This is a genomic window from Hymenobacter sp. (assembly GCF_031398885.1).
Classification (GTDB): Bacteria; Bacteroidota; Bacteroidia; order Cytophagales; family Hymenobacteraceae; genus Hymenobacter.
Genome location: NZ_JANNOD010000056.1, coordinates 88,009 through 111,493, shown reverse-complemented (window position 1 = coordinate 111,493; position 23,485 = coordinate 88,009). Strand labels below are relative to the sequence as shown.

The following is a 23,485-nucleotide window of genomic DNA, read 5'->3' as shown; positions in this document are numbered from 1 at the left end:
GTGCGGCGTGGCCCGGTAGTCAGCCGCTCACTCCTTGCTGAAGCGGCTCACCAGCTTTCGCCCGGCGTTGGACACGACCAGGGTGTAGAGCCCGGGTTTCAGGCCCGCCACGTCCACGGCGGCACCGTTGTACGTCCCGTGCCACACTTCCAAGCCGTTGAAGTTGAGGATGCGCACCTGCCCGCCCCCGAACTCCGGGGCTACGGTGAGGGAGAGGCGGGTGGCGACGGGGTTGGGGTAAAGCGCCAGCTTATCAGGCGCCTGGGGCTCATTCGAAGCGGCCAGGGCGGCGCGCCCGCTGGTCTTGCTGATGCGGACCCAGTTGAGGTTCCAGCCGCCGGTCTGGGCGTACACGCCGAAGTTGTAGGTGCCGGCATTGACGGTCACCGACTTCGACACGGTGGTCCAGTTCTGCCAGCCGCCGGTGGCCGGAATGGCCGTGTTGCCGAACTGCACCGAGCCCGCGCTCAGGTCCGACGACACGGTGCCGCCGCTGAGGCTGGCCACCCGGTACTCCAGGGTGTAGGTGCCCGAAGTCGGGAAGTTAATGCCGTTGAACACCAGGTAGTCGCCGGCGTCGACGTAGCCCATGTTCTGGCCGCCGCCCGCGTCGGCGCAGCCTTCCACCACCATGCCGTTGTTCACGCTGTGGCTCTCGGCCTGGATGAGCTGGCTGGCCACGCTGCTGGCCGGCTGCACCCGCAGCGAGCTGACCTTGTCGTTCCAGCTGCCCGTGCCCAGCGCATTGCCCGTCAGGCAGCTGTTCTCGCTCGTCAGGGTCAGCGAGGCGCCGCCGAAGTTGTCGTTTTCGAAGAGCACGACCTGGTAGCCGCCGTTGATGCGCACCGAGGAAAGGTCCTCGTTGAGGATGCCGCGCGCCTGCAGCGCGGCCAGGGTGTAGTCGCCCACGGGCAACGCCGTGGCCGCGCCCGCGAACGGGCAGTCCTTGTACAGCGTCGCCACGGTTGGGGCCGGTGGGGGAGTGGTGCCGGTGGGGGCCGTGCCGGATATGCTGAAGGTGCCCAGCGAGCCGTAGTCCGAGTAGCCGTCGGTGGCCGGGTTGCCGGCGCTGGTGCCGTCAATCTGGAGGTAGTAGGTGCCCGCGCCCAGGCTCGCGTTGAGCGCGACGTTCAACTGGCCGCCGCCGGGTGTGTCGAAAGTGCCGATTAGGGCGCCGCCGCCGTCGAAGAGCCGGGCCACGATGTCGAGGTTGCCGTGGCGGCCCACGGTGTTCACGTTCAGGCTCACGGCCCCGCCCCCGGTCGTGAAGGCAAAGTAGTCCTGGTCCAGTGTCCGCTCGATGAGGCCCCCGCCCGATACGCTGTTACCGGTGCGGGCCAGGGCCGTGGCCCCGGCAATGGCGTTGCTGTGGTCGTCGTTGCGGTAGCCCAGGTTATAGGTGGGGCCACTCATGATGGCCAGGTCGTCTTCCAGGTTGTTGGCCCGGTTGTACTCGCCCCGGCTCCACTGCGTCACCGGCTTGGAGTACCCCGTGCCCATGATGGGGGCCCAGGCAATGTGGTCCTGGCCGCTGTAGTAGCTCTGGGCAGGGTTGTTGCGGCCGTCGTGGCTCAGGCCCAGCGTGTGGCCCATCTCGTGCGAAGCCGCCTCGCCCCCAAACTTGCCGCCCCCCTGAAACACCCAGCAGGGCAGGTCGTCATTCCGCCGAAACGAGCCCACGTAGGCCACGCCGCCCGCGCCCGGCGCGGCCGTGTTGGTGGGCGTCACGATGCAGCGCCGCCGCAGGGTTTTGGGGTAAGTATTGAACACCGCCTCGTCGGTCGTGACGTTGAGGTTGAACGGGCGGAAGTCCTCGCTCACGATTTCCCAGAACTCCCGAATGCCCGCGTCGTCCAGGGGCGAAGGCGCGGCGTTGATGGGGTTGCCGTTGTTCCAGAGCGTGCCCGCCACGTATTGTCCGTCGAAGTCGAGCATGATGCAGCCCTTGGCTCCCGGAAAGCTTTGCAGCAATACCACCGCGGCCCGGCTGGCGGCGTCTTTGGCCGGGGCCGGCGCCTGGTAGCCCACGGGCAAATCAACGCAGATGACCTTGTTGATGTCCACTTCCTGCACGATAACATTGCCGCGGGCGTCGGCGGAGTAGCGGTAGGCCTGCTTGGTGGCGCGCAAAATAATGTGCCCCTCCACCCGCGGGCCTTCGATGCGCACCATGAAGGAGGAACCCGCCACCCCCTGAATTTCGCCGATAACGTACTCGCCGGTCGCCGACAAGTCCTCGCGGTAGTTTACCCGCCCGGCAAAGGCTTGGGTTGCCGACACGCGCAGCGTCACCGTGGGCGCGGTGCGCTGGGCCGTACTTTTCGCGGCTTGGGCTTCGAACTGCTGCACCAGCGCCTGGCTGGTGCCGAGGGGGTAAGCAGGGCCCGCCAGCCGTTGGTCCTGGGCCTGGGCGTTGAGCCCCGGGAGCAGCAGGGCCGCGCCCAGCCCGCAAGTATAGAATGCTTTCATAGGGTTTGTTTGAATAAAAGGATGAAGGTGACCCGGCCGCTTCAGCAAGGAGTAAGCGAATCCGGGGAACAAGTCGTTGGGCTCGCTCCCCGGATTCGCTTATTGCTCTTATTGCTTGCTGAAGCGGCTCACCAGTTTTGGTTGGCCTTTGGCGTACAGCGCCAGGGTGTAGAGGCCCGGCTTCAGGGCCGACACGTCCACGGGCCGGCCGCCGTAGGTGCCGCGCCACACCACGCGGCCCTCCACGCTCAGAATGCTGACCTCGCCGCCCACAAATGCCGGGGCCGCGTCCAGCGTCAGCCGGTCGAGGACCGGGTTGGGGTACACGCTCACCACTTGCTGGTTGTCGGCGGCCGTGCTGGCCAGGGCGGCGCGCCCGCCGGTCTTACTGATGCGGACCCAGTTGAGGTTCCAGCCGCCGGTCTGGGCGTACACGCCGAAGTTGTAGGTGCCGGCATTGACGGTCACCGACTTCGAGACGGTGGTCCAGTTCTGCCAGCCGCCGGTGGCCGGAATGGCCGTGTTGCCGAACTGCACCGAGCCCGCGCTCAAATCCGACGACACGGTGCCGCCGCCGGCCCCGCTGGCCACCCGGTACTCGATGAGGTAGGTGCCCGCGCTGGGGAAGTTCACGTTGTTCCATACCAGGTAGTCGCCGGCGTCGACGTAGCCCATGTCCTGGCCGCCGCCCGCGTCGGCGCAGCCTTCCACCACCATGCCGTTGTTCACGCCGGCCGCTTCGGCTTGCAGGGTCACGGAGAAATTAGACGGCGGCGGGGGCGTATTCGTGAGCTGGTACACCCGCACGTAGTCGACGAACATGGTGGCGGGCAGCCGGCTTTCGTCCACGGCCTGGCCGGGCCAGTTGCCGGCCACGGCCAGGTTCAGCAGCAGGAAAAACGGCCGCTGAAACTCCTCGGTGCCGCCCGCGTTGTTGGCGATGTTGATTTCGTGGTACTTCGCGCCGTCCACGAACCAGCGGATGTAGCCGGGCGTCCACTCCACGCTGTAGACGTGGTAGCCGTCGCCGACGGGCACGTTGCCGCCGTACTCGGCGTGGCCGTTGTTGTCCCAGTGCACGGTGCCGAACGCGCGGTTGTCGGTGTTGATGTGCTCCATCACGTCAATCTCGCCGCACCGGGGCCAGCCCACCGAGCCGATGTTGCCGCCCAGCATCCAGAACGCCGGCCACAGCCCCTGCCCCAGGGGCCGCCGGATGCGCGCTTCAATTTTGCCGTAGGTGAACTCGCGCAGGCCCTGCGTTTTCATGCGGGTCGAGGTGTAGGAATAGCCGCCCACGGCCTGCTTGCGCGCCGTGATTTGCAGCTCGCCGTTTACCACCGTGGCGTTGGCGGGCTGGTAGTACTGCTGCTCGTTGTTGCCCCAGCCGCCGCCGCCGTTCTCAAACTGCCAGCCGGAGCCGATGCCGTTGGTAAACTCGTCGGCCCAGACTTGCTGGTAGGTCTGCGCCCGGGCGGCCGGCGGGCCGAGCAGCAGCAAAGCCGCCGCGCCGAGCATCGAAAGAAGAGTTGATTTCATAGCGTGGGAATTGGGAAAAGTGGATGGAAAAAGCGACCGGCCAGGAACCCGGCCGGAGTGCCCGGAGCAGCTCGCAAGCAGCAGCCAAACGGGCCCTGCCACGAGACTGAGGTAATCAAATGTCTGCCTTTCTGCTGGCACCACAAGGCCTTCGCGGCTCCCAGCCAGGCCCTTGCCAAGCGGGCCGATGGCGGGCTTATACACTTACAGCACATGCATAATCTGCCCGTTTGAGCAAAATATCTCCGCAATCGTTGTCGGAAACACCTGCCCCCTTCGACGGCTAAAAAACACGTAGAAAATTGCCCGACTGGTCATTATTTTTTTGCACACGGCCCGCCCCGCGCCCCATCGAGCGCCGCCCCACCGGGCATCGCCCACTATTTTAGTATTATGCTCAGAATGAACTGAATACATCGGGCGGCCCTTCCTGCGTTTGCGCGCACGCATTTCCGTGTCGGCGCGGCCCTCTTTCTCAGGGCGGGCGCGCCTTATTTAGCGACGGTTGGAGCCGGCGCTACGGCGGGCGGGGCAGGCCATCAAAATCAGCACCCTGAACGGCGCCGCTTACCCGGGCCGCGAGCCGGAGCGCGACAAGCAGCAGGTGCGCTGGATGGAAATCGTCTTTGAAGACGGCGTGGGCTTCGACCCGGCCAAGCTGTTCGAGTCGATGAAGGGCGAGGTAGGGCTAAACCGACCCCCAGCCAGCCAGCCGGTGGCCGGAAGAGCGCCCGGCGGGAGCAGGGACGGCGGGCACGGGGGGCGTGGCACCGTAGTAGGAGGGGCCGGAGGCCAGCCACCCCAACTCAGCGGCCGCGCCCTTCCAGCCATTCTGGTAGATTGCGCGGGTAGCCCAGCGCCCAAAAGCCGCAAGGCGCGTTGCAAAATCGATTGGGGCCGACTCAGCGGCGGCTAAGAAATATGGTTTTGGCGAGGCAGCACCAATTTTTGTTTGGCTGAACTACTCTGATTTTCTTATTGTTAAGTCATCTTGTTCCGTATTATTACCTGTATTTTTGCTATCTTCAACTGAATAGCTTTCGTATAGCGCTGGTCTCCGCCCTTGGCCACTGTCCGCCCTTTAGGCGGTGCCCCGCCCCGCGGCCGGCTTTCTCCTTCAATGACCCTTCTTATGACCACCAACCTGGCATTACCTGAGCAAATCATCCCGCAGTTCCAAATCCTGAACCCGGCCCAGCACCAGACCCACGACTTGAAAATCTGGCCCTCCTGCTTCGCCGCCGTCAAGGCCGGCAACAAGCCCTTCGACGTGCGCGAAAACGACCGCAACTTTCAGGTCGGCGACGTGCTGCTGCTCCACGAGTTCGAGCCCGAGAGCGAGCAGGAAACCGGCCAAACCATCACCCGTTGGGTGAGCTACGTGCTCCAGGGCGGCGTATTCGGCATCGAGCCCAACTGGTGCGTGCTCGGCTTTAGCGACCAGCCCCCAATCCCGACGGGCATCACCGACATCCGGCTTTGGTGAGGCGCCAGCGGAGCCCGCCAGCGCGGCCGCCGCGGCAATAGGCGCTTTTCAATGAACGGGCCCGGGCACTACCCGGCAGGCGGCGGGCGCAACTTCGCTGCGCCGGTTGGGTTTACCTTGCCCCACCGCCATGCCCACCGCCCAGCCGCCCGTCATCCGCGCTTCCCACCTCCACAAGCAGTTCGGCGCCCATGCCGGGGTGCAGGACGTGTCGTTTGCGGTAGCGGCCGGCGAGACGATGGTGCTGCTGGGGCCCAGCGGCTGCGGCAAAACCACCCTGCTCAAGCTGCTCAACCGCCTGATTGAGCCCGACGGCGGCACCGTGGAAATCAACGGCCGCGACGCCCGCCAGCAGCCCGTGGAGGCCCTGCGGCGCGGCATTGGCTACGTCATTCAGCAGGTGGGGCTGCTGCCGCACTACACCGTGGCCGAAAACGTGGCCGTGGTGCCGCGCCTGCTAGGCCACGCGCCGGCCGCCATCGAGGCCCGCACCACGGCGCTGCTCACCCGCCTGCACCTACCGCCCGCGCGCTACGCCGGGCAGTACCCGCACCAGCTCTCGGGCGGGCAGCAGCAGCGCGTGGGCCTGGCCCGTGCCCTGGCCGCCGACCCGCCCATCGTCCTGCTGGACGAGCCCTTCGGTGCCCTCGACCCGCTGACCCGGGCCAGCATCCGGCGCGAATTCCGGGAGCTGGAGGAGCTGCGGCGCAAAACGGTGGTCCTCGTGACCCACGACGTGACCGAAGCCTTCGAACTGGCCGACCGGATTCTGCTGCTCGACGCCGGCCGGGTGCAGCAACTGGGCACCCCGCGCGAGCTGCTGTTCCGGCCCGCCAACGATTTCGTGCGCCGCTTCTTCGCCGCCGAGCGGCTGGCCTTGCAGCTGCGCACGCTCACGCTGGGCGACGTTTTTGGGGATGGCGGGCTTCTGAACCCCGACTTTGCAGTTCCAGGCCCCGACTTTGGAGACAATAACCCCGACCCCAGACTTGGGGACCCCGCCTTTGGGGTGAATGACCCTGACCCCAAACTTGGAAACTCTGCCTTTCGGGTGAATGACCCTGACCCCAGACCTGTAGACCCCAACTTTCGGGTGAATAACCCCGACCCCAAACTTAGAGCCCTCGCCTTTGGGGTGAATGACCCCGACCCCGGGATTCCGAAGCCCCCTTTCACCGCCCGCACCACCGTGCACGATGCGCTGGAGGCCCTCACCGCCGCTGGGCCGGCAGCGGCCCGGCCGTTCACGCTGCCGCAGCTCATGGCGGCGTTTGGCGCGGCCCTGCAACGAGAGGAGGACGCATGGAAACGCTGAGCGCGCTGCTGCTTTTCTGGCGCGAGCAGGCCGGCAAGCTGGGCGAGCAAACCCTGCAGCACATCGGGCTCACGGCGGCCTCGTTGCTGCTGGCGGTGCTGCTGGGCGTGCCGCTGGGGCTGCTTTTGTCGCGGCGGCCGCGCTGGGCCCCGGCCGTGCTGGGCCTGGCCGGCGTGCTCCAGACCGTGCCCAGCATCGCCCTGCTGGGCTTCCTGATTCCGCTGCTGGGCATCGGGCCCAAGCCGGCCATCTTCGCGCTGTTTCTGTACTCGTTGCTGCCCATCATCCGCAACACGCTGGCGGGCATTCAGGGCGTGCCGGCGGCCGTGGTGGAAGCCGCCCGCGGCCTGGGCCTCACCGACGGGCAGGTGCTGCGCCGGGTGGAGCTGCCGCTGGCCCTGCCGGTGCTCATGGCCGGCATCCGCACGGCCACGGTGATAAACGTGGGCGTGGCCACGCTGGCGGCCTACGTGGCGGCCGGCGGGCTGGGCGAGTTCATCTTCGGCGGCATTGCCCTCAACAACCCGGTGATGATACTGGCCGGCGCCCTGCCCGCCGCCGGCCTGGCCCTGGCGTTCGATGCGGCGCTGGGTGGGGTGCAGCGGCTGAGCGCCCGGCGTCTGGGCCGGGCGGGCGTGGCCCTGCTGGTGGCGCTGCCGCTGCTGGGTGCGGGCTACCTGCTGCCCCGCGCCGCGGGCAAGCTGCTGGCCGGCTTCAGCCCCGAGTTCGTGGGCCGGGCCGACGGACTGCCCGGCCTCACCCGCGCCTACGGCCTCACCCACCTGCCCAGCGTGGTGCTGGCCCCCGCGCTGGTGTACGAGGCCGCCCGCCACGCCGACGTGGACGTCATCGACGGCTACAGCACCGACGGCCGCATCCGGGCCTACGGCCTGCGCGTGCTGCGCGACGACCGCCGCGTGTTCCCGCCCTACTACGCCGTGCCGGTGGTGCGCCCCGCCCTGCTGCGCGCGCACCCCGAGCTAACCGCCGTGCTGGCCCAGCTCGACGGCCAGATTGCCGACTCGGTGATGACCAACCTGAACTACCGGGCCGACTACCTGCACCAGGACCCCCGGGCCATTGCCGAGGCGTTTTTGCGGCGGCGCGGGCTGTGGCATGCCCCGCGGCCGGCCCGGGCGGGCGCGCCGGTGGTGCGGCTGGGCTCCAAGATTTTTGCCGAGCAGTACATTCTGGCCGAGCTGTACGCCGCCCTCATCCGCGGCAACACCGACCTGGCCGTACAAACCAAAACCGGCCTCGGCGGCACCACCATCTGCTTCGAGGCCCTGCGCAGCGGCGCCATCGACCTCTACCCCGAGTACACCGGCACCGGCCTGCTGGTGCTGCTGCAACCCACGCCCGCCGTGGTCGATTCGCTGGGCGGGCGGCCGGCGGCGGTGCTCGGCTACGTGCGGGCCGAGTTTCGTCGCCGCTACGGCCTGGAGTGGCTGGCCCCGCTGGGCTTCAACAACACCTACGCCCTGCTAATGCGGCAGCGGCAGGCGCAGCGGCTGGGCATCAGCACCGTGTCGGATTTGGGTGGATATCTAGCCAAATGACGCGAGTGACCATCTAAGAACGCTTAATCAGTAGTGTCGATTATTGATAAAAATTTGTTGCTTATCAATAAATAGTGTGTATATTTGAGTTCATCCGCTCTTTCGCAGAGTATTCCAAATGCAACCATCCTTCACATTAGCTTCCGTTCGCCGACAGGCTTTCGTATTGGCGTATTTGGGCACTGCGCAGCTGCTGCTTTTTCTGATTTACGCCGCGCACAATTTCTGGTGGGGGGGACGAACCCTGCTGTTGAAAGTTCAGGCACACGAAATAGCCAACGGCCGGCCGCCGCTTTCCCGGTTCATTGACTCGCCGGTGGGTGCGTACTCCACGGGCTCGCAAGGCACCTTGCTCTACCGGGCTGATTCCTTCGGAGACCAGTTGCTTTTTTACAATATTGGTAGCATCACCATTGTGGATGTGCTATTCGCTTTCGCAGTTGGTCTTTTCCTGTGCCGGGTTCTGCTTAGGTTACGCGCAGGACACGAGTTTTCGACCCGTCTTAGTCAGGCCTTCACCACGGTTGGTTTATGTACCATGATAACGCATGTCATCAAGATGCTTTTTAACACGGGTATCACGCAGCTCTTCGAAGCGCGAACGCATTCGTTGTTTTACCTCGATATCCAGCCCACGGGCTTCTTGTATATGTTCATGGGCGTTCTACTGTTTGCCTGCGCCCAACTTCTACGCCGAGGCGAAGAGCTTCAGCAGGAAATTGACCTGACCGTTTAAATGCCGGATACCTCCCAACTGGGTTCGGTGCCGGCCTATCATGAACTGAGCATTGCGACGGTGTCGAATCTGGGAGAGTATTTGCGTTAGAGATTTTTGCACGGAGTTAGGGGAGGAAAAGAGGAGTTTGAAGGAGGAGGCATCAGCTCCATGAAACTCCTTTTCCCCCCTAACTCCGTGCGAACTTACTTCGCCCCATGACCCTCGCCACCGCCACCCCGGCCGATGCTGCCCGCCTCACCCGCTTTGTGAACACCGCCTTTCGCGGCGAGGATTCCCGCCGGGGCTGGACCACCGAGGCCACCCTGCTCGAAGGCGGCGAGCGCATCGACGAAGCCGGGCTGCTGGAGATGCTGGCCGCGCCCAACGCCGCTATTCTGCTCTGCCTGGGTGCGGCCGGCGAGCTGCTGGGCTCCTTCCACGTGCAGGCCGAGGCCGAGCGGCTGCACCTGGCCATGCTGGCGGTGGCGCCGGCCGGCCAGGGCCAGGGAGTGGGCAAGTTCCTGCTCCAAGCCGCCGAGGATTACGGCCGCCAGCACGGTTGCACCGTGAGCAAAATGCTCGTCATTTCCCTGCGGCCTGAGCTCATTGCCTACTACGAGCGGCGCGGCTACCGGCCCACCGGCGCCACCAAGCCCTTTCCCGCCGACCCGCGCTTCGGCATCCCGCAGCAGCCGCTCACGCTGCTGGTGCTGGAGAAGCCGCTGGCCCAGCCACCCCCGGCGGCCCCGCGGCCCTTGTAGGCGCGGCCGCTATTTCAGGCCCAGCACGTGCCGGAAAACCTTGTCGTACTTCAGCAGATACTCCGGCGAGTACCAGTCCCCCGCGTACGAATATTTCGCCGCGTATTCTTCGGCGGACAGCGGCACGGGGATTTTTACGTCGTTGTGAAACAGGTCGGCCGGCTGCCGCGCGTTCGTAAAGTCCAGGTAGGGTTCGGTCCAGTACAGGATTCGGGAATTGGGCAGCAGCCCCACCCACGGCATCGAGCCGAAGCCCGCGAACCAGCCAGTGGAATTGCCGACGTTGATAAGCTGGTCCGAGAACTGGCAGGTGGAAATCAACGAGCCGGCGGAAGAAAAGCAGTTCTCGTTTTGCAGAACGTGAATCGGCCCCTTGAAGTGAATGGACCCGGCGTCCACCGTCAGGGTATCCGGCGCGCGCGCCACGAGCTGGTAGGCGCCGGCCGTGTCGAAGAACTTGTTTTGATACGCCGCGGGCGCGGCCGGGGTGCCCAGCCGGTCGGGCCGGGGGTTCTGCCGGTTAGCGCAGCTGGTGATGCGCAGCACGATGGGCCGGTCGATGAGGTGGCGCAGGATGGCCTGCCATTCGGGGTCGCTGCCGCCGGGGTTGTCGCGCACGTCGAGGATGACCTTTTTCAGCGGCCTGCCGCGGGTGAGCGAGTCGATTTTGGGCAGGTAGTACGCGGCGTCGCGCATCACGGGCATCCGCAGGTACAGGGCCTCGTACCGGGCCAGGTACCGCACCGCCGGCACCCGCGGCTGCGCGTATTTCAGGGGGGCCGTCAGCGTCACGCCCTCGTTTAGCCGGAAGGCCCGGGTGATGCTTCGGCCGCCGCCCACGAACGTGAGCCCGAGGCGGTCGATGGGCCGGCGGCCGAGCGACTGGGTGAAGTTTTCGGTGTAAAACCGCTGGTTCGCAAAATCCCAGTGCAGGTCCTTCAGGTTGCCAATGTTGCGGCGGACGTAAGCGTGAATCGTGGTTTTGTCGCAGGCAGTCAGCACGTACTTCGCCGGAATGGTGGTGCCGCGGTAGGTGAAGTTTTTCAGCACCACGTACTTGCCGGCGATGTATTTGAGCGGCAGCTTTAGCTTGTAGGCGGCCAGCCGGGCGGCGTAGAGCCGGGCGTAGGCCTGCACAATGGCCGTGTCCGGGGCCGCGGCGTTCGTTCGGGCCCGGTCCGTGCTGTCCAGGAACGGGTAGAACCGCTTGTCCACCACGGAGGTGTGCCCGTCCTGGCAGAAGGTGAGGGCCTTGTCCACCAGCCAGAAGAACGACGGCGTGCTGGTAATCGTGTCGATGGCCGGCCGCAGGGCCAGGATACTGTCGGTTTGGGAATACCGGTTGACGCGCCGCCGCACGAAATCGTGCGGGTTGATGCGGATGAGCGCGGCCGCCAGCGTGTCGAAGTCGGCCCGCATTTGCGCTTTTGTCAGCGTCGGCAGTTGTTGGCCATACGAGCGGGCCGGAATAAGTAGAACGAACCAGCTGATTACGAGAATTTTCATTGAAAATGTTATTGTTAATGGCGCCATTCGTTCGCAGAGATGCTTCGACAAGCTCAGTATGACCGTGCTCCTTGCGGCCTATTTGAATAGGCCGTAAACAAGATGCCCGGTCGGAACAAGTGGTGCCGTTTGAAAAAGGTGGTCCGGTTTTTTTACGTGCATGAAATTCTGGCGAGGCGCTGTCCAGTGGAGAATTTCTGAAGGAAGCAGCTCCCGCACGGTACCGCCCCAAATTCTGTAACCCAGCCCGCGGAGCTGGCTTCTCAGGCGCCACCGGCAAAGCCGCCGCTACTGCTTCAGCAGGGTTTCCAGTTGCTGCCGGGCCCCGGCCGAAACCGTGGTTTCCACCAGGCTCAGGAGGTCGGCGGTGGTGGCGACGCGCTGCTGGTGCGTCGCTTTGAGCAGGGCAAAAAACCGCGGCTCGCCCATCAGGGCCATGAAATCGACCAGCAGCACGGGCGCTTTGCGGTAGAGCACGGCCGAGGCGTTAGCGGCGGCGCGGTCCAGCTCCCACACCGGCGGCAGCGTGCGGGCCGCTTCGCGGTAGGCCGCCACTTCGCGCTGGTAGGCGGCCAGGCCGGCGGTTTCGCGGAGGAAGAGCAGAGGGTGCTGAACTCGGCAAAGCCCTCGTTGAGCCAGTCGTGCCAGTCGTCGCTGCCGGCGTGGCTCCACCACAGGTGCGCCGCCTCGTGGCTGATGGTTTTGGCGGTGGCGAAGGAGCTTTGCCCGCGCGTTTGCAAGGCAATGAAGCCGGACCGGGCGTAGGCCGAGTTGCCCTTGTTGGGCGTGGCCGCGATGGTGAGGGCCGAAGCCGCCGCCAGCGGCCCGAACCAGGTTTTGTAAAGTGCGTAGGTCTGCCGGGTGGTGGCGAGCAGCGAGTCGGCTTTCGCGGGTGGGTAGTCGATGTAGTCGAGGCGCAGGGCCACGCCCTCGTCCCGAAACGACTTGGTTTGCAGCCGCCGGGAGGCCACCAGCACCATGTCGAAGGTTTTGCGGGCCTGCGTCAGGTGCCAGCGGCCGCGGCGGCGCGAGACCGCGCCCGTCCCGCTCAGCCGGTAGCCCCGCGGCACGCCCACGGAAACATCGTAGGCGTAGTTTCCCCAGGCGTAATCCACCGGGTACCAGGCGCTGTAGGAGGCCAGCGACACCCAGTCGGGGGTGAAGGAACTGGTGTTATGGGCCAGCTCCGACAAGTCGGCCGTGTAGCGCAGGGTCAGCACGGCCCGCGGGGCCGGGTCGCGCGCCGGAAACAGCAGCAGGTAGCGCGATTCCGGCAGGTAGCGGTTGGCCGGTTGGGGGCTGGCCTGCCACCCAAAACGGCACGGCCGGCCGTTGACGGTAACGGTCTGAACGGCCGCGCCTTTGTGCAGCAGCAGCCGCACCGTGTCGGGCAAGCCCGCGCGGGTGCTCACGGATATTTTCGCCTCGACGCGGATGGTTTTCGTCGGCACGTTCAGGTCCACGCGGAGGTCGTAGCGCTCCGCCGACACGGCGGGAACTTGGGCCGCGAACCGCTGGCCGTAACCGCTTTGCGCCAGAAACTGGGCGTAATCGGAAATCGTGAGGATGTCCCGGATGGCCTGCCGCTTATCGCGGGCCCGCTGGTAGTAGGCCTGGCAAATGCGGTAGCCCACGTAATAGCCCATGTCGGCCGGCAGGGCCCGCGCCCGGCCGCCGTTGTAGAGCCAGTTGGAGTAATCCTGACCCGTCATCTCCCGGCGAAACTGCGTCCACAGCGCCGTCTCGTGCTGCGCGCCGTAGGCGTGTTGGGCCTCGTTAATCTGCCCGCCGGCGATTAGCTCGCCGATGAAGTCGCAGACTCCCTCGTGGATGGCCGCGCCCAGCAGGTCAACCGGATGGTCGCGCTGCTGAAAGTGCGTCAGCTCGTGGGCGCAGATGAGGGCAATTTTGTCCACCGTCTTCACCCCCGTTTGCAGGTAGGCCGGCAGGCCGTCGAGGGGCGAACCGGGGGCAGCCGCCTCGATTTCGGCCCCGATGAACATGCCCGCCGGCACGCCGGTGCCGCCCGAGCCGAACACGCCCATGGCGAAAGTAAAATCGGGAAACACCGCCGCCGGGTACCGCCGCTTCAGGGCCCGAAACGCCGCGTAGATTTGGCCACGGTAGCGCTCAATCTGCCCCGACGACTGCTCGATGCTGGCCCAGTAGCGCGGGTAAGCCCGCAAAGCCCGGTACACGTCGGCCGCGCCGAACGCGTAGTTTTTTTTGCCCATCAGCTGGCGCAGGGCCGGGCTGGCCCGGTCCAGGTACTCGCCCTGAATCAGGGCCAGGCTGTCGGCCCGGGTGGCGCAGGCCGGCAGGCGGTGGTACATGCGCCAGAACGCGGCCACGTCGGTGGTCAGCAGCCGCGCCGCGCCGGGCCGGGTGTGGAACGTGGCAGGTGTTGGGTTCTGAGCGCTAGCCGGCGCCCAGCACGCATAAGCCGCCGATAAAAAAATAGTAGGACCAGGCGCATATCAGGGCAGCTCCTGCTGGAGTTGAGCAATGATTCGCTCGTGCGCCGCAATGGCTTGCTGGTAGCGCCCAATCACCTCGTCGAACCAGAGCAGGTGCAGGGCATTGCGCACCGTGCGGTTTTGCAGCACGGGGCGGATGTCGTGCGTGCGGTCGATTTGCGCGTAGTCAAATTCCGTAACCCACACGTCGAACAAGTAGGTTTGCTTGAAGTCGTTGAAGCTGGCGGTAATGTTCGTCAGGCCCTTCACCACGTCGGTATAGAGCAGCACCAGCTGCCCGGCAACGGCTTTGTTCTTCATCAGGCCCAGCCGGCCGCTGCTTTGCAGCGTGACGAAGGTGGCGTTGGTGATGTTAGGCGCCGTTTGGCCGGGCAGCAGGCGGAAATAGTAGTAGGCGCTGTCGGATGCTGGGTTGCGCGCCAGGTCGTAGCGCAGCAGGTAGGCGGCGGCCTTTTTTTTGACGCGGTACTGCGCCACGTCCGATTTCAATTCGGCGAGGTCTTCGGTGAGGTCCTTGCGCAGGCCGCGCAGGTAGTACTCTTCTTCCCGGCGCTCCTTCCACGCTTCCTTCAGGCTATTGAACGAGAGGGCAATGAGGATGCCCAGGATGACCGGCACCATGTCCACCACCAATTCCCGCAGTACGCCCCACGGCGACTTCCGCCCTTCCAACGCGGCGCGGGCGTGTTTGGATTTGTGGTGCTCGATGTGAATTTCCGACATGCCGGGCTGCTTGATTGAAGTCAAATAATGGTCCGCCCATCCGCCGCAAGGCCGGGAGAATGGGATGGCTAAAGCGGTGGTCAGGAAGGCGGCTACGCCTTGGGAAAGCCAGGGCTGGCCTTCACCTCCTCAATCTGGAGGCGGTGCCGTTCGCTGTGGGCGGCCAGCAGCAGCAGGGTTTGGTAGGCGTCGATGGGGCCGGTGGCGGGGTGCTGCCAGTAGTGGACGCGCAGGTCGTCGGACACGGTGCGCACGTAGGCGAGGGTTTTGTCGCGCTCAGCACCGAAGAACTCCAGGGCCGCCTCGCTGGTGGGGAAGCGGCCGGTGGGCTTGAGGATTTCGGGCGACTGCGCCGTGCCGCGGCGGTTGGTCAGCCGCTGCACCACCTGCGTGTCCGTCACCTTGATGTCGGCGCGGCGGGCCGGGTCGGCGGGGGCCTGCATGGCCGTCTGCTGCATCTGGAAAATGCCGGTTTCGGCCAGCGCGATGTGCTCCAGGCACTCGGCGATGGACCAGCGCGCGGGCGCCGTCCGGTAGGCCAGCTGCGCCGCCGACAGGCCCCGCACCGATTGCAGAATGTCGGCCCGGGTTTGGGTGAGCAGGGCTACGGCCGCCGCCCGCTCCTCGGCGCTGAGGGCGCCCGTCGGCGCATCAGGGGAGGCGCCCGGCCGGGCCTGGGCGGTGGCCGCCAGCCCGGCGACCAGCAAGTACAACAGTAGTTTTTTCATGGCTTTGGGTGAAAAACGGTGGTGGGCGGCCCCCGCTCGCCGGGCACCGATGTCCCAAAGAAACCGCCCTCCACAAGCCATCCGCAAAGGTTTTCGGGCCAAACCCCACGAATGGTACACCCCGTCGGCACGAGTGGTACCGGCGGCGGGCGGCCCTACCCGGCCCCTTGCAGCCAGCGGCGGAACTCGGCGCTGCGGTAGCGGCTGATGAGGACGGTTTCGGTGGCTTGGCCGGCCAGCGGGCCGGGGGCCAGGGTGAGGCGCAGCTTGCGGTTCACGTCGTCCTGCACGGTGCGCACGGCGCGCCGGTACCGCACCACGGGCGCCGCCCGCACGGCCAGCCCCGGAATGCCCGCGGGCCCCTACAGCCGCTGGCTTTGGAGGAGAAACATCGAGTCAAGAAGAAATAAGCCACGCGGCGAAACCCCGGCCATTCGGCACGGTCGGCGTGGCGAAAAACGAGCCGTGCAGGTCTCCAACAAGGTCGGCGCCGGTGCGTTGCGAACCCGCCGCCGGCCTGCGCCGCTGCTACTGCCGCACCAGCCGGGTGGTACCCGTGGCCGAGCGCAGGAAGTATGTGCCGGGCAGCAGGTCGCTCAGGTCGTAGCGGCGGGTGGCGCCGGCTTCCAGGGGCAGCTCGAACAGGCGCTGGCCCAGGGCGTTGAGTACCTCCACGGCCTGGGGCTCGCGTTGGTCGTTGGCCAGCGTCACCCAGCCGAGGGTGGGGTTGGGGTAAGCCCGCAAGGCCGGGGCCACGGAGGCAGCCGGCGTCGCGGCCGTGACGACGGGCGCCGCGAACCGGTCGAAGAAGCGGATGACGTCGTACTCCTGGTCGCTGTGGAACTTGTGCTCGGTGAAGCAGATGTAGAGCTGGTCGTCCACATCGTCGAGGAAGGGCGCGTAGGCGGCCGGCATCGCGGCGCGCCAGGGCGAGGCGGCGCGGGGGTTGAAGTTGAGGAAGTTGCGCGCGTCGAGGAAGCCGCCGGTGCGCAGCCGGTTGAAGATGTCGGCCGACGTGGCCGAGTCCACGCCCGCGATGCGCCGGAAGCGGTTGGGCGTGACCGGGAAGGGCTCGTGGATTTTCAGCCGGACCGGAATGCCGCGACTCTGAAGCAACTGGTAGTTGCTGAGGCATTTTTGCAGGCGCTGGCGGTCCTCCAGCGTGTCGTTGCGCGAGGCCATCCAGTAGGTGGGCGAGGACGTAACGTTGATGGCGGCCGTGAGGCCGGGCGTGGCCCCGAGGCTATTGGCCCGGAAGTTCAGCAGGGCCGAGACGATGGAGGTGAACCCGCTGCCCTGCGAAAAGCCCACCCCGAACACCCGGGTGCTGGCCGTGGTGAAGCCCCGGGCCTGGAACGAGGCCAGGATGGCCTGGATGTTCTGCACGTCGGGGTTAGTGGCCACGGTGCTGCCGTTGCTCCACTGCTTGCCGGCGGCCGGGTTGGTGAGGCGGTCCACGCTTTCGGTGGCAAATACCGCGTAGCCGTGGGCCACGGCGTAGTTGAGGAAGGTGCGGTTTTCGAGCTTGCTCACCCAACCCGAGGCGTTGCCGGTGGCCCCGTGGTGAAACGAGATGATGCCCTTGAGCCGCGCGGCCGGGGCTGGGAAGTGGTAGTACAGGTTGCTGCCGTTGGGCCGCACTTCAAAAACGGGCGTCCAAGCTGGGGCCGCGCGGTACACGGGGCTGAGTGTGACTGGTTGGGCGGGCATGGCCAGGCGCGTGGGCACGGCAAAGGTGTCGCGCAGGGCCGCCGTGGTCTGCCAGTAGTCAAACACGAAGCCGGCCGGCGTGGGATTGGCCAGCACGAAGGCCGTGTCGCCGGCGGCATACGCGCCGCTGCCGTCGCCGTCGCCGACCGTGAGCTGGTATTGCTGGCCGTAGCTGTTCAGTGAAATTGCCAGCAATAGGGCGGAGAAAAGCTTTTTCATGGGAATAAAAGGATGGGGACAATTAGTAAAAGATGAATGCAGGCGTTGGGCCGCTTGCCCTCGCGGCGGCGGTTCAATTCATTGCTGACGACGTGCCCGCCCCAGCGGCAGGGCTAGGGCCAGGTCGGCCGGGGCCTGCCCCGGCGCGGTGCGACGAGCTGGCCCTTATTCCACGGCAAGGCGTTGCGTCGACGAACCGCTGCGCACCAGATACACGCCGGCAGATAGGCCGGTCGGCAGCGTCAGTCGGGTCGTGCCGGTGGCATCGGCTGGGGCGGTGGCCACTGCCCGGCCCAAGGCATCGCAGATGGTCACCGGGGCCCCGGCCTTCGCACCCACCACCGTGAGGGCGGCCCGGGCCGGGTTGGGGTAAATTTGCAGGGTTCCGGGCCGGCTGGTCGCGGTGGTCACGCTCAGTAGCTGGCTGCTCAGCTTATCGACGCTGGTGGTGACGAAGGGCTTGCCGGGCTCGTAGGCGTGGTCTCGCAGGACGTAAATGTCCGGGCCGTCAAACGCAAGGGCGCGGGCCCAGACGCGCTCCGTCGTTTGGTCAAACTGATTCAGGCGCAGCAGGTTGCCGTTGAAATCGTACAGTGCCAGGACCATGTCCTCGCTCGTGATAAAGCCCAGGCTGTTGTTGGTGGCCCCGCTGAAGCTGCCGTTCGTGTAGAATATTACCCCCACGCCGGTGCCCGACAGCGCGATGCCGTCCGCGCCCTGGCCTTCGGTTGGGCCCAGTTGTTTTAGCCAGACCACGCCGTGCGTTGTGTGGTCGATGCGGGCGGTGTACACCTGCTGGAGTTGCGGATTGCCAAAGCCCGGGACTATCGCGCCCGAGGTCAGGCCGTTCAGAAAAATGTCGCCGCTGCCGGGGTCCACTACCAGGGCGTAGGCCAGGTCGTTTTCGGGCGAGCCGTACTGCGTGCTCTTGATTTTCACGCCGGCTGGTGATATTTCCGTGATAAACAGGTCGTAGGCCCCCCGGGGAGTGCCCGTGTCCCCGACCTGCCCCCGGGTGTCGCCAAACAGAATCACGTTCCCGCTATTCAGGGTCTGGCTGCCAAAAACCCGGTCGTTTTCGGGGGTGCCAAACTGCAGCTTTTCCAACACGACACCCGCCGGGGATATATGCGCCGCGATGGCGTCGACCCCGCCCGCGTTGGCCTGGGTGAAGGTGCCGCTGCTGAAGCCGGTAGCCATCAGCGAGCCGTCGTTCAGGAAGGAGATGCCGTACCCGAAATCCTTGCCGTCGGCCGTGCCGAAAGTAGTCGTCTGCTGCCAAATGCCGCTGCTGTTGAGCTTGACGACGAACACCTCGTCCTGGCTTTCCAATGCCCCGCCGGAGCTGCCGATTCCGGCAATGCCGTAGAGCGGGTGCGCGGTGAGGGTGCGGATGTACTCGTTGGGATTGCTCAGCCAGGTCCAGGCCAGCGCCCCGTTCTGGTAGGCTTTTACCACCGTTTTATTCAGCGTGAAATCGTAAAATGCCACCACGATTTTATTGCCCAGAGTGGTCATCGCCTCCCCGCCCGTGTGGTTCAGCGAAGCGTCGAGGGTGGCGCTGATGGTGCCCACCGTACAGGCGGGCTGCGTGAGGGCCGAGGCGCTCTGGGGGGCGAAATCCGGGACGAACGGCATGATGCCTTCCACTTTTAGCTGCCCGCCGGACGCCGAATTGACCACCACGTAGTAGCTGCCCCGGATGGGCGTGTTGAGGTCGATGGAATCGCCCTGGGCCAGAAACCGACCCTGAAAATCCAATAGTTTGAGGACCGGAGCGGGCCCGCTGTAATTGATGGGCTTGATTTTGATTCGTTCGCCCCGCAGCACCTGGTTAATTAGATGCTGCCGGGTGCCGGGTGCCATCGGAAAGGTGCCGGTCGACAGAGTCGGCCCCTGCGGGGTGATGGGAATGGTTCGCACCACGCTGGTGCCGTTGGACAAGGCCGCGGTGAGGGTGATGGGCGTCGTCCCGACGTCGTACCGCACGATGGAATTGGTGGTGGGGCCCAGCAGCTGGCCGTTGGCGGAAATCGACCAGCTCACGGTTACCCCCGGCGGCAGCGCAACGCTGGAATACTGCCCGGCCGCGTTGGGCAGCAGCGACTCCGGGCCGTTGTACGGCACTGTTTGCGCCTGCACCGCGACGCTGGTCAGCCAAGCGAAGAGAATGAGTAAGGCCTTTTTCATGGTCATCTGGTTGGAAATCATCCGGGCGAGGGGGGCGCAAGGGTTGTGAAGCGCGAGCTAGCGCTGAATCAGCACTTTCTGGGTGGTGCGCCGGTCTGCGTCGGCTTTGAGAAAGTAGAGGCCGTTGGCCAGGCCGCCCACATCAAGCGTAGCGCCTTTCTGCTCCGGCCTTACGCTCAGCACGTTTCGGCCCACGGCATCGTACAGGCTGACCTGGTGCAAAACCTTGTCGGAGGTGACCGTGAGGGCGTTCTGGGCCGGGTTGGGAAAGACCGCCACAGAAACCGCGGGCGCCGCCGCGGCCTTCGCTTTCAGCGGAAAGCTGGCCAGGCCCGCGCTGCATTTGTGCAGGGCCACGGGGTGCACGTTGCCGTTCTGGTTGTACTCGTAGTAGTAGATGTAGGCGTCGGTGGGCGTGATGAACACCTCGGGGTCCAGGCGCAGGGCCACCCGGCTGTCGCTCACCTTGCGGAAGAAGGGGCGGGCGGGGTCCAGGGCCACCACCCACACGTCGGCCGGCAGGGAATTGCTCTGCGAGCCGGGAATGAATTTTTGGGCCGCCGCGCACACGAACAGGTAGGACCTGTTCTGAAACACGAACGGCTCGGCGGAGAAGTAGTAGCCGTACGACGGGTCGGGCAGCCGGACATCGTACACGACCGTGAAGGCGCTGCCCACCTGGCGGTACAGGCGAAGGATGGTGTCGTTCACGGTGCAGTACAGGAGGCGGGCGTTGCCGTAGTCGGGGGCGTTCCACGCGAAGGCGTCAATCTTGTTGCCGGGGTCAAACGTGAGCTGGGTCAGCGCCGCCGTGGCCAGGTCGTAGCGGAAAATCTGGGTCGTGCCGTTCACCACGTCGTTGGTGAGCAGCGCCTGCTCGCCCTCGATGAAGCGGGGCCCGCTGGAGCTGTTGGCGCCGTACGGCACCGGGGTGTCGCTCACCGGATTGGCCGCCACGCTCCAGTGAATGGTGAAATTAAGTAAGTTGTTGCCCCGGGCGTACACCAACCGCGCCGCCGGGTCGGTCGGGTTCTTGCTGCAGATGGTGGCAAAGCGCCGGCCGGTCAGCGAGGCGCTCAGGTCGGTGGCGGTGTAGCCGGTGCCGTTCCAGGTAGCCTGCCCGATGTGCTTGTCGGCGGTGCCGATTTGCTTGGTGTAGAACACGTCGGCCCCGCCCACCCGGTAGCCCCACTCCGGCCCGTTGATGGACTGGGTGACGGGCGTCAGGGCCGCGTCGAACAGGTAGTCCTTGCCGCTGGCCGACACCAGGTTGCCCGTCTGGCTGTCCAGCAGGCCCACGTAGCCGCGGTTGTTCTCGTCCTGAAAGCAGAGCCGGTTGCCCGCCTGCCAGATTTCGAAGTCCAGGTAGCTGGCGGCCGGGTCGCCGATGCGCACGTCCTGCACCATGAACTGCGCCCGGGCCGGGCCGAAGAAAATCAGCATGGTGAGCGTGTAGAGTAGGGTTTTTTTCATGGGTGGTGGAGCGTTTTGGCCGGTGAGGTGCCCGCCGCCGAGGGGCGTACTTGTTCATCGGGGCAGCGACCTTCTGACCATTGCCAGCCCGTAGCGTTTAATGCCGGGGTGCTTCAGGGGCCAGGTTGTTTCTTTTGAATGGACCGGCTAAAGCGGCCGGCCAGCTTTTGCGTGGGCAAAAGCGAGACTTCGGGCTGTTGAGGTACGGCCCAAACGTCCTGGTCCGTAGGCGCACGGCTTTGGCAAGCAAACGGTGGCTGTCGGCATTGTTGAGTGCGGCTGTTGTTACTGCCGCTGGCGGTCTGGCGTCTTCGGGAAATCGAATTACCCCGCCACCAGCTGGTCGAACAGGTCCCGCGGTGCTGTCGCCTGCCCGGTGGGACCACTGCCTCAGCAAGCCCCCTCTTTAATCCTTGCCGACTCTTCAAGGTCTGACCACCAAACGTCTCCTTGAAACCCAGGCCATCATGAAAAAATCCTTACTCACCATCCTCATTCTGATGGGATTGGTACTGCGCGGGGCCGCGCAAGCGGTGCTGTACAACGGACCGGAAGCCGTATTTCCCAACTCCACCGAAAACTACGCCACGGTGAAATTGCCCCCGGGCGTCAGCGTGAGCTGGTCCATTGCCGGGACGGGGGCTACCATCCAGGGGCTTAACACCAATCCGCTGGTGTTTTTCGACGCGGCCACCGCGCCCGTGACCCTGACCGCCACCCTCTCCAACCAGACCAGCTTTACCGCCACCATCCCCGCCATTCCGCAGGGCCCGACGCTAATCGAAGGCACCGTGCCCATGGTCAGCGGGGCGCGGCAGCACCCGATAAACCAGCTGCTACGCGGCCAGCGCGTCAAAGTCAAGCCCATCAACTTTACGGGCGCCGCGCCGCAGCTGACGCTGCTTTCCTCGCAGGGCCGGGTGCTGGCGCAGGGCGACTCCATCGATTTCCGCTCCCCCACCCGCGGGGTCTATTTCGTGCTCGTCAGGGCGCAGTCGGCGGGGCAGCTGCAGGTGGAAGGCGTTAGCCCTTACACGCCCCCCACCGGCGGCGCCAATGCCTCCTCGCCGCTCACGCCGCCGGCCGCCGCCGTGGGAAGCCTCGATTTTCAACTGGACAGCCGGACTAATTTCACCGGCGGCGAGGCGGCGCTGACCGTGGGCAACCAGGTGATAACGGCGGTGTACGACTTCGTGCTCAACAAAACCATCGTCAGCGCCTACCAGAACGACCAGCTGCAGTGGTCGTGGCTGAGCAACGACCACGAGTACATCCGCACCCTGACCGGCGACGCCACGCACGGCATCGCGGGCATTGGCAGCGCGGGCGGCGCTCTGAAAAGCCAAGACAACGTGGTGGTAGTGAAGCTAAGCCCCACCGGCGCTTTGCAGACCCGCACCACCTTCGGCACCGCCAACGGCCGGGACTACGGCTACGGCGTCTCCTTCCTGAACGACGGGTCCCTAATGGCCACGGGATTCACGGAGGGCAGCTTTCCGGGCTTTACCAACGCCGGGGAGCTGGACGCCTTCGCGGTGCACGTCTCCACCACGGGCAGCGTGCTGAATACCCTGCAATACGGCACCCCGGAAAACGACCGGGTTTTTGCCAGCCGCACTCTGCTCAATGGCAACGTGCTGCTGTTTGGCGATACCGAGGGGCAAATCGGTGACACGGGCGCCCCGCGGGGTTCCTTCGATATTTTCCTCACCGAGCTGACGCCGGCCGGGGTGCGGGTGCGCAACACGCAGTACGGCTCTAATGAAAACGACCTGGCGTTTGACCTGGTCGTGGACCCGGCCAGCGGCGACGTGTTCATTACCGGCCAGACTACCAGTGCCCTGGCCCCGGGCATTGGCAACCCGCAACGGCCGCAGGTGTACACGGCCCGCATCAGCCACACCACGCAGGCCCTGGTGTGGGTGCGGCAGCTGGGCCCCAACGAAGGGCAGTCGGGCGAATCCCTGGCCTTGTCCCCAACCGGCGTGGGGGTGATTTTCTACACCTTCGGCAGCTTCAGCGGGGCCAGCAACAACAGCCTGGGCACGCCCGCCTCCGACGATATGGTGGTGGTGCTCTACGATTTTAACGGCAACCTGACCACGCTCTACCAGTTCGACCAAACCCTGGAGCGGGTTTTTGCGCGGGCCATTGCCTTCCAGGGGACTGATGTGTTCGTCCTGCGCGACCACGTGTACGAGCCCGGCCGACCCTACATCACCACCAGCCTGGATAGGTTTGCCAACCCCAGCACCCCGCTCAGCTCCCGCAATCCAGCGCAGGCTCCGCAGGCCCTTGCCGTTTTCCCGAACCCGGCCCGCTCGTTCGTCCAAGTTACTGCTGACCAGGGCTACCAGCTGCTCAACAGCGTGGGGGCTGTGGTGAAAGCCGACAGCCGGCCCACCGACCGGATAAGCCTTGACGGCCTGTCGCCGGGGTTCTACCTCATTCGGACCGGCAATAAAACGGGCCGGTTTGTGAAAGAGTAGCCCGAACCGCTCAGGCGCGGGGAAAGCCGGGGCTGGCCTCGCTGGTCGGGAAGCAGCCGCTGGGCTTGCGGATTTCCAGCGACCGGGCCATGCGGCGGCGGTTGGTTAGCCGCTGCACCACTC

Annotated in this window: 18 protein-coding genes; 7 read left to right on the top strand and 11 right to left on the bottom strand. The window is 65.6% G+C overall.

The features are described 5' to 3' along the window. Positions 1-27: 27 nt before the first annotated feature. Positions 28-2,469, bottom strand: a complete 2,442-nt coding sequence (locus RMO51_RS11220) for a carbohydrate-binding protein (RefSeq protein WP_310394666.1) — start codon at positions 2,467-2,469, stop codon at positions 28-30. 108 nt (positions 2,470-2,577) lie between these two features. After that, positions 2,578-4,008 (bottom strand): carbohydrate-binding protein, encoded by a 1,431-nt coding sequence (locus RMO51_RS11215; protein ID WP_310394664.1) that lies wholly within the window; start codon positions 4,006-4,008, stop codon positions 2,578-2,580. Between the two features lie 505 nt (positions 4,009-4,513). Between RMO51_RS11215 and RMO51_RS11210 the strand changes: the two genes are divergently transcribed. From RMO51_RS11210 to RMO51_RS11185, 6 genes are all read left to right on the top strand, one after another. Next, a complete protein-coding gene (locus RMO51_RS11210; RefSeq protein WP_310394663.1) occupies positions 4,514-4,924 on the top strand; it encodes a hypothetical protein in 411 nt (136 codons plus the stop codon). 216 nt (positions 4,925-5,140) lie between these two features. Next, positions 5,141-5,494, top strand: coding sequence for an ASCH/PUA domain-containing protein (locus RMO51_RS11205; RefSeq protein WP_310394662.1), 354 nt, complete (start codon positions 5,141-5,143; stop codon positions 5,492-5,494). 130 nt (positions 5,495-5,624) lie between these two features. Next, positions 5,625-6,809 carry an ATP-binding cassette domain-containing protein gene (locus RMO51_RS11200; protein WP_310394660.1) on the top strand — a complete coding sequence of 395 codons (1,185 nt, stop codon included), beginning with the start codon at positions 5,625-5,627 and terminating at the stop codon, positions 6,807-6,809. Continuing rightward, a complete protein-coding gene (locus tag RMO51_RS11195; protein ID WP_310394659.1) occupies positions 6,797-8,368 on the top strand; it encodes an ABC transporter permease/substrate-binding protein in 1,572 nt (523 codons plus the stop codon). The genes RMO51_RS11200 and RMO51_RS11195 overlap by 13 nt, the downstream gene beginning before the upstream one ends. A 118-nt stretch (positions 8,369-8,486) precedes the next feature. Next, on the top strand, positions 8,487-9,104 hold the full coding sequence (locus RMO51_RS11190; protein ID WP_310394657.1) for a DUF2975 domain-containing protein: 618 nt from the start codon (positions 8,487-8,489) through the stop codon (positions 9,102-9,104). A gap of 197 nt (positions 9,105-9,301) precedes the next feature. Further along, a complete protein-coding gene (locus RMO51_RS11185) occupies positions 9,302-9,847 on the top strand; it encodes a GNAT family N-acetyltransferase (protein WP_310394656.1) in 546 nt (181 codons plus the stop codon). A 9-nt stretch (positions 9,848-9,856) separates the two neighbouring features. On the opposite strand, the gene RMO51_RS11180 is transcribed toward RMO51_RS11185, so the two are convergent. From RMO51_RS11180 to RMO51_RS11140, 9 genes are all read right to left on the bottom strand, one after another. Beyond that, entirely contained in the window at positions 9,857-11,353 is a 1,497-nt protein-coding gene (locus RMO51_RS11180) for a S41 family peptidase (RefSeq protein WP_310394654.1), read from the bottom strand. 288 nt (positions 11,354-11,641) lie between these two features. Further along, positions 11,642-11,830, bottom strand: coding sequence for a hypothetical protein (locus tag RMO51_RS11175; protein ID WP_310394653.1), 189 nt, complete (start codon positions 11,828-11,830; stop codon positions 11,642-11,644). Continuing rightward, complete coding sequence (locus tag RMO51_RS11170; RefSeq protein WP_310394652.1) at positions 11,782-13,704, bottom strand: DUF2268 domain-containing putative Zn-dependent protease; 1,923 nt, start codon at positions 13,702-13,704, stop codon at positions 11,782-11,784. The genes RMO51_RS11175 and RMO51_RS11170 overlap by 49 nt, the downstream gene beginning before the upstream one ends. A 126-nt stretch (positions 13,705-13,830) precedes the next feature. Continuing rightward, positions 13,831-14,553: a DUF6090 family protein gene (locus tag RMO51_RS11165; RefSeq protein WP_310394650.1), complete on the bottom strand. Its 723-nt coding sequence runs from the start codon at positions 14,551-14,553 to the stop codon at positions 13,831-13,833. 92 nt (positions 14,554-14,645) lie between these two features. Further along, positions 14,646-15,281: a DinB family protein gene (locus RMO51_RS11160; RefSeq protein ID WP_310394649.1), complete on the bottom strand. Its 636-nt coding sequence runs from the start codon at positions 15,279-15,281 to the stop codon at positions 14,646-14,648. A 155-nt stretch (positions 15,282-15,436) separates the two neighbouring features. Next, positions 15,437-15,616, bottom strand: a complete 180-nt coding sequence (locus RMO51_RS11155) for a hypothetical protein (protein WP_310394647.1) — start codon at positions 15,614-15,616, stop codon at positions 15,437-15,439. Positions 15,617-15,809: 193 nt separating this feature from the next. Then, positions 15,810-17,210 carry a T9SS type A sorting domain-containing protein gene (locus RMO51_RS11150; RefSeq protein ID WP_310394645.1) on the bottom strand — a complete coding sequence of 467 codons (1,401 nt, stop codon included), beginning with the start codon at positions 17,208-17,210 and terminating at the stop codon, positions 15,810-15,812. Positions 17,211-17,375: 165 nt separating this feature from the next. Further along, complete coding sequence (locus RMO51_RS11145) at positions 17,376-19,400, bottom strand: T9SS type A sorting domain-containing protein (protein WP_310394644.1); 2,025 nt, start codon at positions 19,398-19,400, stop codon at positions 17,376-17,378. 57 nt (positions 19,401-19,457) lie between these two features. Then, positions 19,458-20,873 carry a T9SS type A sorting domain-containing protein gene (locus RMO51_RS11140; RefSeq protein WP_310394642.1) on the bottom strand — a complete coding sequence of 472 codons (1,416 nt, stop codon included), beginning with the start codon at positions 20,871-20,873 and terminating at the stop codon, positions 19,458-19,460. Positions 20,874-21,340: 467 nt separating this feature from the next. Between RMO51_RS11140 and RMO51_RS11135 the strand changes: the two genes are divergently transcribed. Continuing rightward, on the top strand, positions 21,341-23,362 hold the full coding sequence (locus tag RMO51_RS11135) for a T9SS type A sorting domain-containing protein (RefSeq protein ID WP_310394640.1): 2,022 nt from the start codon (positions 21,341-21,343) through the stop codon (positions 23,360-23,362). Positions 23,363-23,485 lie beyond the last annotated feature (123 nt).